14 protein-coding genes are annotated in these 14383 nt (G+C 71.5%); 10 read left to right on the forward strand and 4 right to left on the reverse strand.

The window, feature by feature from the left end; genetic code table 11:
- Positions 1–266: 266 nt before the first annotated feature.
- The 4 genes from ACTJK8_RS09085 to ACTJK8_RS09100 form a co-directional block, all read right to left on the reverse strand.
- Positions 267–1157, reverse strand: a complete 891-nt coding sequence (locus ACTJK8_RS09085) for a LysR family transcriptional regulator (protein WP_063110434.1) — start codon at positions 1155–1157, stop codon at positions 267–269.
- Between the two features lie 81 nt (positions 1158–1238).
- Positions 1239–1703 carry a nuclear transport factor 2 family protein gene (locus tag ACTJK8_RS09090; RefSeq protein ID WP_012320269.1) on the reverse strand — a complete coding sequence of 155 codons (465 nt, stop codon included), beginning with the start codon at positions 1701–1703 and terminating at the stop codon, positions 1239–1241.
- Positions 1704–1825: 122 nt separating this feature from the next.
- Positions 1826–3889: a 2Fe-2S iron-sulfur cluster-binding protein gene (locus ACTJK8_RS09095; protein ID WP_063110437.1), complete on the reverse strand. Its 2064-nt coding sequence runs from the start codon at positions 3887–3889 to the stop codon at positions 1826–1828.
- Positions 3890–3945: 56 nt separating this feature from the next.
- Entirely contained in the window at positions 3946–4563 is a 618-nt protein-coding gene (locus tag ACTJK8_RS09100; RefSeq protein WP_058607523.1) for a glutathione S-transferase family protein, read from the reverse strand.
- 435 nt (positions 4564–4998) lie between these two features.
- On the opposite strand from ACTJK8_RS09100, the gene ACTJK8_RS09105 reads away from it, so the two are divergent.
- The 10 genes from ACTJK8_RS09105 (at position 4999) to ACTJK8_RS09150 (ending at position 14324) form a co-directional block, all read left to right on the forward strand.
- Positions 4999–6153 (forward strand): transporter substrate-binding domain-containing protein, encoded by a 1155-nt coding sequence (locus ACTJK8_RS09105; protein ID WP_053620501.1) that lies wholly within the window; start codon positions 4999–5001, stop codon positions 6151–6153.
- Entirely contained in the window at positions 6150–6791 is a 642-nt protein-coding gene (locus tag ACTJK8_RS09110; protein WP_029358975.1) for an ANTAR domain-containing response regulator, read from the forward strand. Before ACTJK8_RS09105 ends, ACTJK8_RS09110 begins: the two co-directional genes overlap by 4 nt.
- 35 nt (positions 6792–6826) lie before the next feature.
- A complete protein-coding gene (locus tag ACTJK8_RS09115) occupies positions 6827–8074 on the forward strand; it encodes an urea ABC transporter substrate-binding protein (protein ID WP_012320264.1) in 1248 nt (415 codons plus the stop codon).
- Positions 8075–8177: 103 nt separating this feature from the next.
- A complete protein-coding gene (locus tag ACTJK8_RS09120) occupies positions 8178–9050 on the forward strand; it encodes an ABC transporter permease subunit (protein WP_012320263.1) in 873 nt (290 codons plus the stop codon).
- A gap of 10 nt (positions 9051–9060) precedes the next feature.
- A complete protein-coding gene (locus ACTJK8_RS09125; protein ID WP_012320262.1) occupies positions 9061–10107 on the forward strand; it encodes a branched-chain amino acid ABC transporter permease in 1047 nt (348 codons plus the stop codon).
- Complete coding sequence (locus tag ACTJK8_RS09130) at positions 10104–10850, forward strand: ABC transporter ATP-binding protein (protein ID WP_053620500.1); 747 nt, start codon at positions 10104–10106, stop codon at positions 10848–10850. Before ACTJK8_RS09125 ends, ACTJK8_RS09130 begins: the two co-directional genes overlap by 4 nt.
- On the forward strand, positions 10843–11553 hold the full coding sequence (locus tag ACTJK8_RS09135; RefSeq protein ID WP_012320260.1) for an ABC transporter ATP-binding protein: 711 nt from the start codon (positions 10843–10845) through the stop codon (positions 11551–11553). Before ACTJK8_RS09130 ends, ACTJK8_RS09135 begins: the two co-directional genes overlap by 8 nt.
- A gap of 33 nt (positions 11554–11586) precedes the next feature.
- Positions 11587–12579: an acetamidase/formamidase family protein gene (locus ACTJK8_RS09140; protein WP_012320259.1), complete on the forward strand. Its 993-nt coding sequence runs from the start codon at positions 11587–11589 to the stop codon at positions 12577–12579.
- A 21-nt stretch (positions 12580–12600) separates the two neighbouring features.
- Positions 12601–13362 (forward strand): SDR family oxidoreductase, encoded by a 762-nt coding sequence (locus ACTJK8_RS09145; protein WP_029358978.1) that lies wholly within the window; start codon positions 12601–12603, stop codon positions 13360–13362.
- Between the two features lie 257 nt (positions 13363–13619).
- The gene (locus ACTJK8_RS09150) at positions 13620–14324 is read left to right on the forward strand and encodes a L,D-transpeptidase (RefSeq protein ID WP_012320257.1); all 705 of its coding nucleotides are present in this window, start codon (positions 13620–13622) and stop codon (positions 14322–14324) included.
- Positions 14325–14383 lie beyond the last annotated feature (59 nt).

Consider the following 14383-nt stretch of genomic DNA (forward strand, 5'->3'; position numbering starts at 1 on the left):
CCTCTCAGATCGCCGCCGGACGCGGCGTGCGCGCCGCGTGCCGATGATCCGGGCACATCGCGGCATCGAGATCCGGGCGAGCGGCCGCTGAAGCGTGGCCGCGCACGGTCGCGCGCTCGGGTCTCGTCACGTATGGCCCCCATTGCCCGCGGAAGATGCGGGCGATCCTAAAAAACTAACTTAAGACTGAAACATCCTTTCCTGGCCGCGGCTGCGACCAATACGACCCGAGCGGCCAGAACGGCCCTCGCCGGCCCGGCGCGCCCTCAGTTCAGCGTCGAGTTGGCGCGCAGGCGCGACACCGCCAGGTCGACGAAGGTCCGAACCTTGGCGGGCGCGTGCCGGCCTTCCGGGTAGAGCACGTGGACGGGCAGCGGCGCCTCCTCGTACTCGGCGAGCACGATCTGCAGGCGGCCGTCCCGCAGGTCCGGGCCGATCTGGTAGTTCAGGACCCGCGCCAGCCCCCAGCCCGACCGGGCGGCGCCGATCGAGACCTCGTTGGTGTTGCCCTGCAGGGTCGGGTGAATGACCACCCGCTCGTTTCGGCCGAACCGCCATTCCGGCGACGCGAAGGCGCCGGTGGAGACGGCGATCCGGTGCCGCTTCAGATCCGCCGGCGTCGTCGGCACGCCGTGCCGCGCGAAGTAGTCCGGGGCGCCGCAGATGACGTGGCGCACCGACCCGACCCGGGCTGCGGTGAACCCGGAATCGGTCAGGTGGCCGATGCGGATCGCTACGTCGATCCCTTCCTCGACGATGCTCACCGGCCGGTCGACGAAGAGGGTCCGCGCCGCCATGGTGGGGTAGGTATCGAGGTAGTCGGTGACGATCGGGAGCACGTGCATCCGCCCGAACAGGACCGAGGCCGTCACCGCGAGCGTGCCTGAGGGCGTCGCGTTGGAGCCGGCCGCCGCCGATTCCGCCTCGGCGATGTCGGCCAGGATCCGCCGGCAATCCTCGTAGTACCGGCTGCCCGCCTCCGTGAGCTTCACGGAGCGGGTCGTCCGGATCAGGAGGCGGGCGCCGATGGTCTCCTCGAGCGCGGCCACGGCGCGCGTCACGGCCGGCGGGCTCATGTGCAGGAGCCGGGCGGTCTGCGCGAAGCTCGCCGTCTCGGCGACCTTGGCGAAGATGCGCATGGCCTGCCACCGATCCATGGCTTCGCTCCGGGGTTTCGCGGCCGGGTCGCGACGCTCACGCCCGGCCCGGCCTGTCGTGTCGGCGTGTCGGCCGGGCGGTCAGAAGCCGAAATGGCTCAGGCCCGGATGATCGTCCGGCCGGCGCCCGAGGGGCCAGTGGAACTTGCGGTCCGTCTCCGCGATGGGCAACTCGTTGATGCTGCTGTGCCGATAGCGCATCAGCCCGTCCTCGGCGAACTCCCAGTTCTCGTTGCCGTAGGCCCGGAACCAGTGGCCGCTGTCGTCGTGGTACTCGTAGGCGTAGCGCACGGCGATCCGGTTGCCGGTGAAGGCCCAGAGCTCCTTGATGAGACGGTAATCGAGCTCCCGGTTCCACTTGCGGGTCAGGAACGCCTCCACCTCCTGCCGTCCGTTCAGGAACTCGGCGCGGTTCCGCCACCGGGTGTCGGTCGTGTAGGCCAGCGCGACCTTGGCCGGATCGCGGCCGTTCCAGCCATCCTCGGCGAGGCGGACCTTCGTGATCGCGCTCTGCTCGTCGAAGGGCGGCAGCGGCGGACGGGACATGGTGGACTCCTTGTTCTCGGGGTGAAGGTTCAGCCCGGCTCCGGTATCGGCGCTGCGCAGAATGATCCGCCGCCGCCGGGCGCGGAAGGTGGAAAACGGCGCGGGCCGCGCCGTCCCGCGCGTCAGAGCGCGAGCTGCACCCGACCCGTGCCCTCCGCGGGCACTGCGGAGCAGATCAGCACCTCGTCCTCCGCCACGGGCGCGCTCGGTTCCCGGAGGTAGGTCACCGCGCCGGCGAGCAGCTTGGTCCGGCAGGTCCCGCAGCTGCCTTCGCGGCAGCTGAAATCCGGCGCGAGGCCGCGGGCTTCGGCGAGGTCGAGGAGGCTGCCCGAATTCGGCGTCCAGCGCGCCTCCTTGCCGGTGTCGAGAAAGGCGACCGGCACCGTCTCGGTGGCGGCCGGCGGGCGCGGGCGCGCGGCCACCGCCGTCCCCGCGTTGCGGACCAGCCCCGAGGGCCCGAACGCCTCCGCGTGGATCCGGTCGTCCGCCACGTTGTAGCCGCGCAACCCGTCGTAGAGCGCCTGGGTGAAAGCCGGTGGGCCGCACAGGTAGAAGTCGTAGTCCGCGAAGGCGAGGAACCGCGTGAGCAGCGCCATGTCGATCCGGCCCGCGGCCTCGTAATCGGTGCCGGGCCGGGCATCGGACACGTCGCTCAGGACGCGCACGATCCGGACCGCCCCCTGCGCCGCCGCGGCGAGTTCGGACAGCTCCCCGTCGAAGGCGCGCTCGGCGCGCGTGCGGGCGGCGTAGACGAGCGTGGTCGGGCGGATCCTGCGGGTGCGCAGGCCCTCGTAGACCACGTGCCGGAGCATCGCGAGGAGCGGCGTGATCCCGACGCCGCCGGCGAGCAGCACCGCGGGGCGCGCCGCGCCCGCATCGAGGGTGAAGCCGCCGTCGGGCGCGCGCGCCTCGACGATGTCCCCGACCCGAAGGCGGTCGTGGAGGTGCTGCGAGACGGCGCCGTCGCGCTTCACGCTGATCCGGTAGGTGGGATCCGAGGGCGCGACCGAGAGCGTGTAGGTCCGGATCACCGGCGCCTCCGCCCCGGGCAGCGTCACGCGGATCGGGAGATGCTGGCCCGCGCGGTGCGGGAGTTGCCCGGCCCCGTCGTCCGGTGCCAGGTGGAAGGACCGGATGGTGCGGCTCTCGTCGACGATCTTCGCCACCCGGAACGGCCGCCACCGCGTCGCGCGCCCGGTCGCCCGGACGCGGTCGGCGGCCTCCGCCCAGTCGCCGGTCATCAGCGCGTTCGGCGACCAGCCGTCCGCCCGGAACGTCCAGCGCAGCGGCAGGGCGCCGCGCCGGCGGATCACCCGGCGCGGCCGGAAGGTCCAGAGCCGCTCGGCGCCCTGGAACGCGGCGATCTCGGGCGAGTCCAGGATCACCGCGGCGTCGCCGGTCAGCTGCAGGAGATCGCCCGTCTCGAAATCGGTGAAGACCAGGCCGGCCCTGCCGTTCAGGAGGATGTTCCCGAGGGTGGCGAAGAACAGGTTGCCGGCGAAGTCGGGGATGGTCAGCGTGCCGTCCGCGGCGACGCGGACGAACCCCGCCCTGCCGCCGCGATGCGAGACGTCGACCTGGCGCCGGCCCTCGCGGTCGGCGTAGGAGGCCACGAAGAACGTGTCGGCCGCCGCGATCAGGGCGCGCGCCGACGCGTCGAGCTCGGCGCTCTCCTCGGCGGTGACCGGGACGGGGACGCCCGGCTCGCCCACGAAGGTCATGTCGCGCAGCTGGATGTATTGCGGGCAGTTCCCGAAGCTCTGATCGACGTCGAAGTGCAGGACCCCGCCGTCCGTGGAGCGGACGAGGCCGTTGACGCGGTTGCGGCGGCGGCTGCTCAGCTCGATCCCCAGGAGACCGATGGCGTCGCCGGCGCGCGCGCCCTCGGACGCGGGGTCGGCCGGGTCCGGTCGCGCGGCGATGTCGAGGGTCGTGGCCGAGGGCGAGGTGATGAAGCCGGGCCTGCCGGCCAGGAGCGTGGCCCAGGCGTCGCCCTGCCGGTCGACGCTGCCCAGCACGATGAAGGGGATCTGCGCGTAGAAGGCGCGGTGCTGATCGGGCATGAAATCCCGCACCACCCTCTGGCCGATCACCGCCATCCGGTCGGCGGCGCCGACCGACTCCTGGATGGACGTCTCGCCGGCATGCCAGGTCGGCAGCGTCGCAAAGGTTTGACCGTCAGCCATCTCCGCCTCCTCCACGCGTTCTCCCCCGGGCGCGGGTGCGCCCGGGGCTCTTCTGGTCACGCCGCCGCCGTGAGGCCCGCGGGAGTCTCGGCGAAGGGGACGAAGCCCGGCAGGCCCTCGACCCGGCGCAGGAAGGCCTCGACCCGCGGGTAGCCCGACAGGTCCACGTTCCCCTCCGGGGCGCGGGCGAGGTAGCTGTAGACCGCCACGTCCGCGATGGTCGGCCGCTCGGCCGCGAGCCAGTCCCGCCCGTCGAGATGTGCCTCGATCCGTCCCAGGAGCGTGTGCGCCCGGCCGATCACCTCCTCCGGAGAGAACTTGGCGCCGAAGACCGTGATCAGCCGCGCGGCCGCCGGGCCGTAGGCGAGCTCGCCCGCCGCGACCGAGAGCCAGCGCTGGACCGCCGCCGCGGCGCGCGGATCCTCGGGCAGCCAGTCGGACCGGCCGAGCCGCTTCGCCACGTAGACGAGGATGGCGTTGGAATCGGAGACGATCACGCCGTCGTCGTCGAGCACCGGCACCTGACCGAACGGGTTCAGGGCGAGGAAGGCCGGCGTCTTGTGCGCGCCCGCCTTCAAGTCGACCTCGATCAGCTCGTGCGGGGCGTCGACCAGGGACAGGAACAGGCGCGCCCGGTGCGCGTGGCCCGAGAGGGGATGGTGGTAGAGCTTCATGGTGGATCTCCGTCGGGGGCCGGGATCGCCCCGGGCCGTATGAGGAGAATGCCGTCGCTTCCGGGCGAGCAGAATGCGCGTTCTGCGCAGTTCATCATTCCTGAGATTGGAATAATCGCGCCCGCCGATGGTGCCGACCTCGATCCTGCTCCCGCATCGGCCGGCCTCCGCCTCGCCTCCGCAGCTGCACCGCGGATCTCGGCGCCGGTGAGGGGCGCTCGCGCGGACGCCGGCCAGCGAGCCGGGAAGCAACCATCGAGACTCCGGTTCTGAAAAGACTGCGCGGCACTTGACACAAGGGCCATAACCGAGGAGCCTAGTTTTCAGGCGCGGGGCAAAGCTGCCCAGTTTCGCGCCAATACGTCACCATCTTTCTCGGCGATGCCGCCCGCAGTGCTCACGCACTGGCGGGCTTTTTGCGTTCTGAAGGACTGCATGGGCCTCAGCCATCACCGCGTCGGCATCCTCTTCTCCGCGGACGGACCTTACGGTCTCGTCGGGCGGGCGATGCTGAACGGCGCATTGCTGGCCGTCGCGGAGGTGAACGCGCGCGGCGACTGCGTCCTCGAGCCGGTGATCTGCGATCCGCAGGGCGCCCTCGCGGGCTACGTCGCCGGGGCCGAGCGGCTCCTCGGCGGGGGGATCCGCCACGTCGTCGGCTGCTACACCTCGTCGAGCCGCAAGGAGATCATCCCGATCTTCGAGAAGCGGGACGCCCTGCTCTGGTATCCGTCGCATTACGAGGGCTTCGAGACCTCGGCGAACGTGGTCTACACCGGCGCTGCGCCGAATCAGCACATCGTCCCGCTGGTCCGGCACCTGCTGGCCCGGGGCGGCCGCACGGCCTTCTGCGTCGGCTCCAACTACATCTGGGCGTGGGAGAACAACCGGATCCTGCGCGAGACGCTGGCGATCGCCGGCGGCGCGGTCGCGGGCGAGCGCTACCTGGCGGTGGGCGAGACCGCCTTCGATCAGGTGATCGCGGCGATCCTGGCCGCGAGGCCGGACTTCGTGTTCAACACGCTGATCGGCATCTCGGCGTACCGGTTCTTCCGCGACTTCCGGAGCGCCTGCGCGGCGCACGGCATCGACCAGGCGCGGACCATACCGGTGGCGAGCTGCAGCCTCGCCGAGCCGGAACTGGAGGCGATCGGGCCGGAGGCGGTCGACGGCCACCTGTCCTCCAGCGTCTACTTCACGTCGATCGACACGTCCCGCAACCGCGCCTTCCTGGCGGCCTACGCGACGCGCTTCCCCGACGGGCCGACCCCCTCGGCGGATGCCGAGGCCTCGTACATCGCGGTGCATCTCCTGGCGCGGGCGCTGGTGCGGGCCGGGACCGAGGACGCCGCGTCGGTGCGCCGGGCGGCCTGCGCGGAGGGGTTCGACGCGCCCCAGGGGCCGGTGTGCCTCGACGAGACGACGCTCCACGCCTGCCTGACGCCCCGGATCGGGCTCTCGACGGCGGCGGCCCGCTTCACCATCGTGGCGGAGGCCGCGGAGCCGGTCGCGCCGGACCCCTACCTCGTGCGCAGCGATCCGCGCGTCGTGCCGGTGAGCCGGCGCCCGCGCCTGCGGGCGGTGCCATGACGACGCCCCGGCTGATCCAGAACTTCAGCGGCGCGCAGGCCCTGCTGATCGCGCCGCCGAGCACCGCCACGGACGTCCTGGCGAGCACCCTGATGAAGCTCGGGCTCACCGTGGCCTCGGTCGTGCCGGCTGGCGAGGCGCCGTGGCTCGATCTCGACAGCCTCGATCCCGAGCACCACATCGTCGTCGTCGACGGCGACCTGCCGCTGCCGGGCCTCGCGGCGAGCGCCGTCCCGGACCTGCCGCCGGTCCCGGTGGTCGGGCTCGTGGGCGTCGAGGCGCCGAGCCGCCTCAAGGGGCTGCTCCAGCTCGGCGCCACCGGCCTGCTGCGCAAGCCGATCCACGGCGCCTCTGTCTACGCGGCCCTGTTCCTCGCGGTGAACGAACACAACCGGCGCCGCCTGCTCGAGGAGCGCATAGCGCGCCACGAGGAGCGGCGGCGCGGCCGGCGCCACGTCGTCAAGGCGATCCTGCGGCTGATGCAGGAGCACGGCCTCGACGACGACGCGGCCTACGAGGCCCTGCGCCGCGACGCCATGCGCGCCCGTCAGCCCCTCGAAGCCTACTGCGAGGCGCTGGTGCGCGCCCGTCCGTCGGTCACGGCGCCTGCCGCCGCGCCGCGGCTCGCCCGATCCTGAGTTTCCGTCGCCACCCCGAAGACGAGGACGCCCTGATGCCGAGAACGCCCCGCGGATCCCGACTGCCCGCCCTCGCGGCCGCCCTGCTCGCGGGCGCTTCCCTGGCCGCCCCCGCGGCCCGCGCCGCGGACCCGATCAAGCTCGGCGTCCTCGAGGACCAGTCCGGCGATTTCGCGGTCGCCACCATCGGCAAGGTCCACGGCATCCAGCTCGCCGCGGACGAGATCAACGCCGCGGGCGGCATCGCCGGGCGCAAGCTGGAGCTCGTGATCTACGACACGCAGTCCGACAACACGCGCTACCAGGAATTCATGCGCCGCGTGCTCCAGCGCGACAAGGTCAACGCCGTCTTCGCGGGCTTCTCCAGCGCGTCCCGCGAGGCCTACCGGCCGATCGTCGACCAGCTGGACGGCTTCGCCTTCTACAACAATCAGTACGAGGGCGGCGTCTGCGACGGCCACATGGTCGTCACGGGCGCGGTGCCGGAGCAGCAATTCTCGACGCTGATCCCGTGGATGATGGAGAAGTTCGGCAAGCGGGTCTACACGATCGCGGCCGACTACAACTTCGGTCAGATCTCGGCCGAGTGGGTGCGCAACATCGTCAAGGAGAACGGCGGCGAGATGGTCGGGGAGGAGTTCATCCCCCTCGGCGTGTCGCAGTTCTCGCAGACGATCCAGAACATCCAGAAGGCCAAGCCCGACATCCTGATGACGCTGCTCGTCGGCACCGCGCAGGCCTCCTACTACGAGCAGGCGGCGGCCGCGAACCTGAAGGTGCCGATGGGCTCCTCGGTCAATATCGGCCAGGGCTACGAGCACAAGCGCTTCCAGCCTCCGAGCCTCGCCAACATGTACGTGACCACCAACTACATCGAGGAGGTCGACAGCCCGTCGAGCAAGGCCTTCCTCGCCAAGTGGAAGGCGAAGTTCCCGAACGAGCCGTACGTGAACCAGGAGGCCGAGAACTCCTACCTCGCGGTCTACCTCTACAAGCAGATGGTCGAGCGGGCGAACGGATCGACCAAGCGGGCTGACCTGCGCAAGGTCATCGCGGCGGGCGACGTCTGCGTGGACGCGCCGGAGGGCAAGGTCTGCATCGACCCGAAGAGCCAGCACGCGTCGCACACGATCTACCTCGCGAAGGTCGACGAGAAGCACGCGATCTCCTTCCCGAAGACCTGGGACAACATCCAGCCCTACTGGCTCGGGAAGGCCGGCTGCGACCTGACGCAGAAGGATCCGATGGCGCAGTACACGCCGAGCAACCCGCCGAAGCCCTGACCTGCCGGGACGGAAATCCGCGCGCCGCGGCCCCGGGCCGGAGACGACGCGACGTTGCCGGGGCCGAGGCCCCGGCCCACAGCCATCACGATCGGGCCTCCGGATGGATCTGCTGACCCACGCCTTCACGTTCCTCTACCAGATCGGCGACGCGTTCTCGTTCCTGGTCCTCTCCGCCTGCGGCCTCGCGGTGGTGTTCGGCATGATGGGCGTGATCAACCTCGCGCACGGCGAGCTGATCATGTGCGGCGCCTACGTCACGGCGGCGACCACGCGGGCCGGGCTGCCGCTGCCGCTGGGCATCCTGGCGGGCGCGCTCGCGGCCGGGGCCGTCGGCATGGTGATGGAGCGCCTCGTCATCCGCCACCTCTACGGGCGGCCCCTCGACACGATCGTGGCGACCTGGGGCATCAGCCTCGCGGCGACGCAGGGCACGCTGATCCTGCTCGGCTCGAGCATGCCGGGGATCGGCACGCCGCTCGGCAGCTTCACGGTCGGCGGCTACTCCTACTCGACCTACCGCGTGGTGCTGATGGTCGCCGCCGTCGCGGTGCTGGCCGGGCTCTACATCGCCTTCAACGCCACCCGCTTCGGGACGCTCGCCCGCGCCACCATCCAGGTGCCGCACATGGCCGAGGCCCTCGGGGTCGACACCCGGACGGTCTACGCCCTGACCTTCGGCCTCGGCGCGGCGCTGGCGGGCCTCGCGGGCGGGCTCTACGCGCCGACCATGACGATCGTGCCGACCATGGGGACGACCTTCATCATGGAGGCGTTCGTCACCGTGGTGGTCGGGGGCGCCGACATCTTCCTCGGGACGGCACCGGCGGCCCTGGTGCTCGGCACGGTGCGGGCGCTGCTCACCACCTGGCAGGGCCAGCTGTTCGGGCAGATCGGGCTCCTCGTCGCGGTCATCCTGGTGATCCGGGTGCTGCCGCGGGGCATCTCGGGCCTGATCCTGCGCGAGCGGGCGTGAGGCCATGGCGATGACGCTGCTCCGCCGCCTCGAAGGCCCGCAGACCCTGGGACGCGGGCCCGCCTTCTGGACCGTCTTCGCGGTCGCGGTCGCGGCGGCCGTCGCCTACCCGTGGTTCGCCGACGGCTACACGGTCGGCAACACCGCCTACTTCTTCTGCTGGGTGTTCATGGCCCTCGGCCTGTGCCTGATCTGGGGCTACGGCGGCGCGCTCAGCTTCGGCCAGACCGCCTTCTTCGGCCTCTCCGGCTACGCCTACGGCGTGCTCACGCTGAACGTCGGCGCCGCCTACGGCTTCACCCTGGCGGCGCTGGTTCTGGCGGTGGCGCTCTCGGCCGTGATGGCGGCGCTCCTCGGCTACTTCCTGTTCTTCGGCCGGATCGGCGGGGTCTTCCTCGGCATCATCACCCTGTCGGTGACGCTCGCCCTGGAGCGCTTCATGGCGCAGACCGCCGGCCCGGAATGGAAGATCGGGGCGGCACGCCTCAACGGCTACAACGGCATGAGCGGCATGCCGCCCCTCACCGTGCCGTGGTTCGACGGCGACCTCGTGCTGTTCCCCGACGTGGCGCTCTACTACGGGCTGCTGGCTCTCCTGATCGTCGTCTACCTCGCGCTGCGCATCCTGGTGAACGCGCGGTTCGGCAACGTGCTGGTGGCGATCCGCGAGAACCCGGAACGGGCCGAGATGCTGGGCTACGACGTGCGGCGCTACCAGCTCGCCGCCTTCGTGATCGGCTCGGGCCTCGCGGGGCTGAGCGGCACGCTCTACACTGCCTGGGGCCAGTACATCACGCCCTCCAGCATGGGTCTCACCGCCGCCGCGCTGCCGGTGATCTGGGTCGCGGTCGGCGGCCGCGGCGACCTGACGGCGACGCTCATCGGCACGCTCCTGGTGCTCGGCGGCTTCCAGGCGCTCACGATCTACGGCAGCCAGTATGCCCTCGTGGTGATGGGCCTGCTCCTCGTCGCGGTGGTGCTGGCGGCGCCCGACGGCCTCGTCGTGGCGGCCCTGCGCGGCCTCGGCCGCCTGCGTCGCCGGGAGGCGGGCCGATGACGCCGCTCCTCGAGACCCGAAACCTCAGCAAGCATTTCGGCGGGCTGCACGTCACCAACGACGTGAACTTCGCCCTCGCGGCGGGGGAGATCCACTGCCTGATCGGACCGAACGGCGCCGGCAAGAGCACCTTCTTCCGCCTGCTGCTGGGCGAGTACACGCCGGAGCGGGGACAGATCCTCTACGCCGGCGAGGACATCACCGCGCTCAAGCCCTTCGCGCGGATCCGGCGGGGCATGAGCGTCAAGTTTCAGGTGCCGGGCATCTTCCCGAGCCTGTCGGTCGCACACAACCTGGAGATCGCCCTGCAGCACCACCTGGAGGGCGCCTCGCTCGGGGCGGAGATCCGGCGGCTGCTCGCCTTCCTCAACCTTACCGCGGCGGCCTCCGACCGGGCCGGCGCCCTCAGCCACGGGCAGAAGCAGTGGCTGGAGATCGGCATGGCGATCAGCCTCAAGCCGCGCCTGCTCCTCCTCGACGAGCCCACAGCCGGGATGTCGCCGGACGAGACCTTCGCCACCGGCGAGATGGTGCAGGCGCTCAACCGCGACGGCGTCGCTGTGCTGGCCATCGAGCACGACATGGCCTTCGTCCGGCAGATCGCCCAGCGGGTGACCGTGCTCCATGTCGGGCGAATCTTCGCCCAGGGCACCACCGAGGCGATCATCGCGGACGAGCGGGTCGCCGCGATCTACCTCGGGGAGGCGGACGCGCCGCCGCTGCGGAGCGTCGCCGATGCCTGAGCCGCTCCTCACGACGACCGGCCTCCGCGCCGGCTACGGCGGCAAGCCCGTGCTGCAGGGCGTCGACCTCGCGGTCCAGCCCGGCGAGATCGTGGCGGTGATCGGCCGCAACGGCGTCGGCAAGTCGACGCTGATGCGCAGCCTCGTCGGGCTGCTGCCCGCCTCCGCGGGCGGCATCGCGTTCCGGGGCGCGGCCGTGGAGGGGCTCGCCGCCCACCGCCGCGCCCGCCTCGGCATCGGTTACGTGCCCCAGGGCCGCGACGTGTTCCCGCGCATGAGCGTCGCCGACAACCTGACGGTCGGCGCCTCCCTGCTGCCGAAGGGCGAGCGGCCGGATTACGAGCGCGCCTTCGGGCCGTTCCCGATCCTGCGGGAGCGGCGCGGGCAGCGCGCCGGGACGCTCTCGGGCGGCCAGCAGCAGCAGCTCGCCATCGGCCGCGTCCTCGTCGGCGGCCCCGCGCTGATCCTGCTCGACGAGCCCTCCGAGGGCATCCAGCCCTCGGTGGTGCAGCAGATCGGCCGCACCCTGGTCGATCTCAACCGCCGCACCGGGGTGACGATCGTGTTCGTGGAGCAGAACCTCGACCTGATCCGCGCCATGGCCCAGCGCAGCTACGTCCTGGACAAGGGCCGGATCGTCGCGGAGCTGACGGCCCGGGATCTCGACGACCGCGACCTCGTGCGGCGCCACCTCGCCGTCTGACACCACAGTCCGACAACCAAGGGAGAGACGACCATGCAGTGGCTCGACCAGTCCATCATGGCCCGCAAGGGCGTCGCGGGCGGCAAGCCCGGCCAGGAGCACACGATCACCGAGGCCGAGCAGGGCCGCTACCACTACGTCTACGGGCCCTTCGCCGAGCCGGTGCTGACCGTCGATCCCGGCGCCGTCGTCACGGTCGAGACCCACGACGCGTTCGAGGGCAAGATCCGCCACGAGACCGACAGCCCGACGCAGATTCTGAACTTTCCCTACCTCAACCCGCAGAACGGGCCGATCTACGTGAACGGCGCGGAGAAGGGCGACTGCCTCGCGGTGGCGATCCGCTCGATCCGGCCGCGCGGCCCGCAGCCCTGCGGCACGACGCTGATCATGCCGGAATTCGGCGGCCTCGTCGCCACCGGCGACACAGCGCTCCTCAACCCGTCCCTCCCCGAGCGGGTGCGCAAGCTCGAGGTCACAGCCGAGACCGGCGTGCGCTGGAGCGACCGGATCACGCTGCCCTACCAGCCGTTCATCGGCACGATCGGCACCTCGCCGGAGATCGAGGCGATCTCGTCGCTGCAGCCGGACTATTACGGCGGCAACATGGACCTGCCGGACGTGGGCGTCGGCGCGGTGATCTACCTGCCGGTGAATACCGCGGGCGCGCTCCTCTATCTCGGCGACTGCCACGCCGCGCAGGGCGACGGCGAGCTCTGCGGCGTCGCGGTGGAGCACCCCACCCACACGACGGTGCAGATCGACCTGATCAAGGGCTGGACCTTCCGCTGGCCGCGGCTCGAGACCGCCGACTTCTACATGACGATCGGCTCGGCCCGGCCGATGGAGGACGCCGCGCGCATCGCCTACCGGGAGCTGGTTCGCTGGCTCGCGGCCGATTTCGGGTTCGACGAGATCGACGCCTACATGCTGCTCACCCAGTGCGGGCGCGTCCGGCTCGGCAACATGGTCGATCCGAAATACACGCTCGGCGCCTCGATCACGAAGGCGATCGCCCACGCCTGATCGGCGACGGAGGAGGACGGCATGGATCTCGGGCTGAGAGGCCGCCGCGCGCTGGTGACCGGCGGCACCAAGGGGATCGGCGCGGCGATCGTCGACCTGCTGGCCGACGAGGGGGCCGCGGTCGCCCTCTGCGCCCGCAACGCCGCGGAGGTCGCCGCCAAGGTGGCGGCCCTGCGTGCCAGGGGCGTGGCGGCGACCGGGCGCGCCGTCGACGTCGCCGATTCCGCGGCCCTGCGCGGCTGGGTCGCGGAGGCCGCGGAGGAGCTCGGCGGCCTCGACATCGTGGTGCCGAACGTCAGCGCCCTCGCGGTCGGCGGCGACGAGGCGGCGTGGCGGAGCGGCTTCGCCGTGGACATGATGGGCACCGTCACGGCGGTCGAGGCGGCGATGCCGTACCTCGAGCGCTCCGAGGCGGGCGCGATCGTCGTCATCTCCAGCGTCTCCGGGCGCGAGATCGACTTCGCGGCCGGTCCCTACGGCGCCTTCAAGGCCGCGCTGATCCACTACGCGCAGGGCCTCGCCTTCCAGCTCGCGCCCCGGAACATCCGCGCCAACTCGGTCTCGCCCGGCAACACCTACTTCGCGGGCGGCGTCTGGCACCAGATCGAGACCGGCAACCCGGCGCTGTTCGCCGAGGCGCTCCGGCTGAACCCGACCGGCCGGATGGCGCGGCCCGAGGAGGTGGCGCGCGCGGCCGTCTTCCTGGCGAGCCCGGCCGCCAGCTTCATCACCGGCACCAACCTCGTGGTCGACGGCAGCCTGACCCGCGGCGTGCAGTTCTGACGCCGACCGGCCTCGCCCCGCGCCGGGACACCTGGGACTTCCGAAGCACACCCGGCGCGTTCAGCACGGTCGTTCAGCGACGAAGTCCGGAGATCGCGAGGACTCACCACACTTGCGACGCATTTCGGCCGCTCTCAACCCGGTAAAGACAAGCTTGCCACGCGCGCTGGCACGCGGCACTCTCGAGCTTGGCCGTTCGCGCGGCGGTGGCACGCCGCGCGGTCGCGCCGGGCTGCAGGACAGGGAAGTCCAGGGCGATGATGACGGACGATCGCGAGGCCGGAGGCCTCGACGGGCGCGGGCGCCTCGGATGCGGGGCGGGCGTTCTCAGCCGCCGGTCGTTCCTGGCCGGCTCGGCCCTCGGGATCGGCGCGCTCTCGCTCGGCGGGTGCGGGACGACCGACACCCTGCTCATGGCCGAGGCGGCGAAGACCTACGGTCCGATGCCGAACGAGAAGTTCCCGATCCCGGCGGTCGACATCAGCAAGGTCAACCCGAAATACTATCGGCGGACCGTCCAGTACGCCTCGTCGGAGGCGCCCGGCACGATCGTGGTCGATCCCGCCAACTATTACGTCTACCGCATCGAGGGCGACGGCACCGCCACGCGCTACGGGGCCAATGTCGGCCGCCAGGGATTCCTGTGGAACGGGAACGCCTATGTCGGCCGCAAGTCCGAGTGGGCGACCTGGACCCCGCCCAAGGAGATGATCCGGCGCCAGCCCGAGGCCGCGAAATACGCCCGCGGCATGCCGGGCGGCCTCGACAACCCGCTCGGCGCCCGCACGCTGCACCTGTACCAGAACGGCGCCTACACGCTCTACACGATCTACGCCAGCAGCGACGCCGAATCGATCGGCACGGGCATCACCAGCGGCTGCGTCGGCCTGCTCAGCCAGGACATGATCCACCTCTACGCGCGCACGCCGGTGAAGACCAAGGTGGTCGTGCTGCCGGCCTGAGGGCGGGCAGCGCCCGCGCCGTCCCCGCTTCCCGGCGGCCCCGACATCCTGCAGGATCG

Origin of the sequence: Methylobacterium sp. 22177 (genome assembly GCF_052045615.1) — a bacterium.
Taxonomy (GTDB): Bacteria; Pseudomonadota; Alphaproteobacteria; order Rhizobiales; family Beijerinckiaceae; genus Methylobacterium; species Methylobacterium radiotolerans.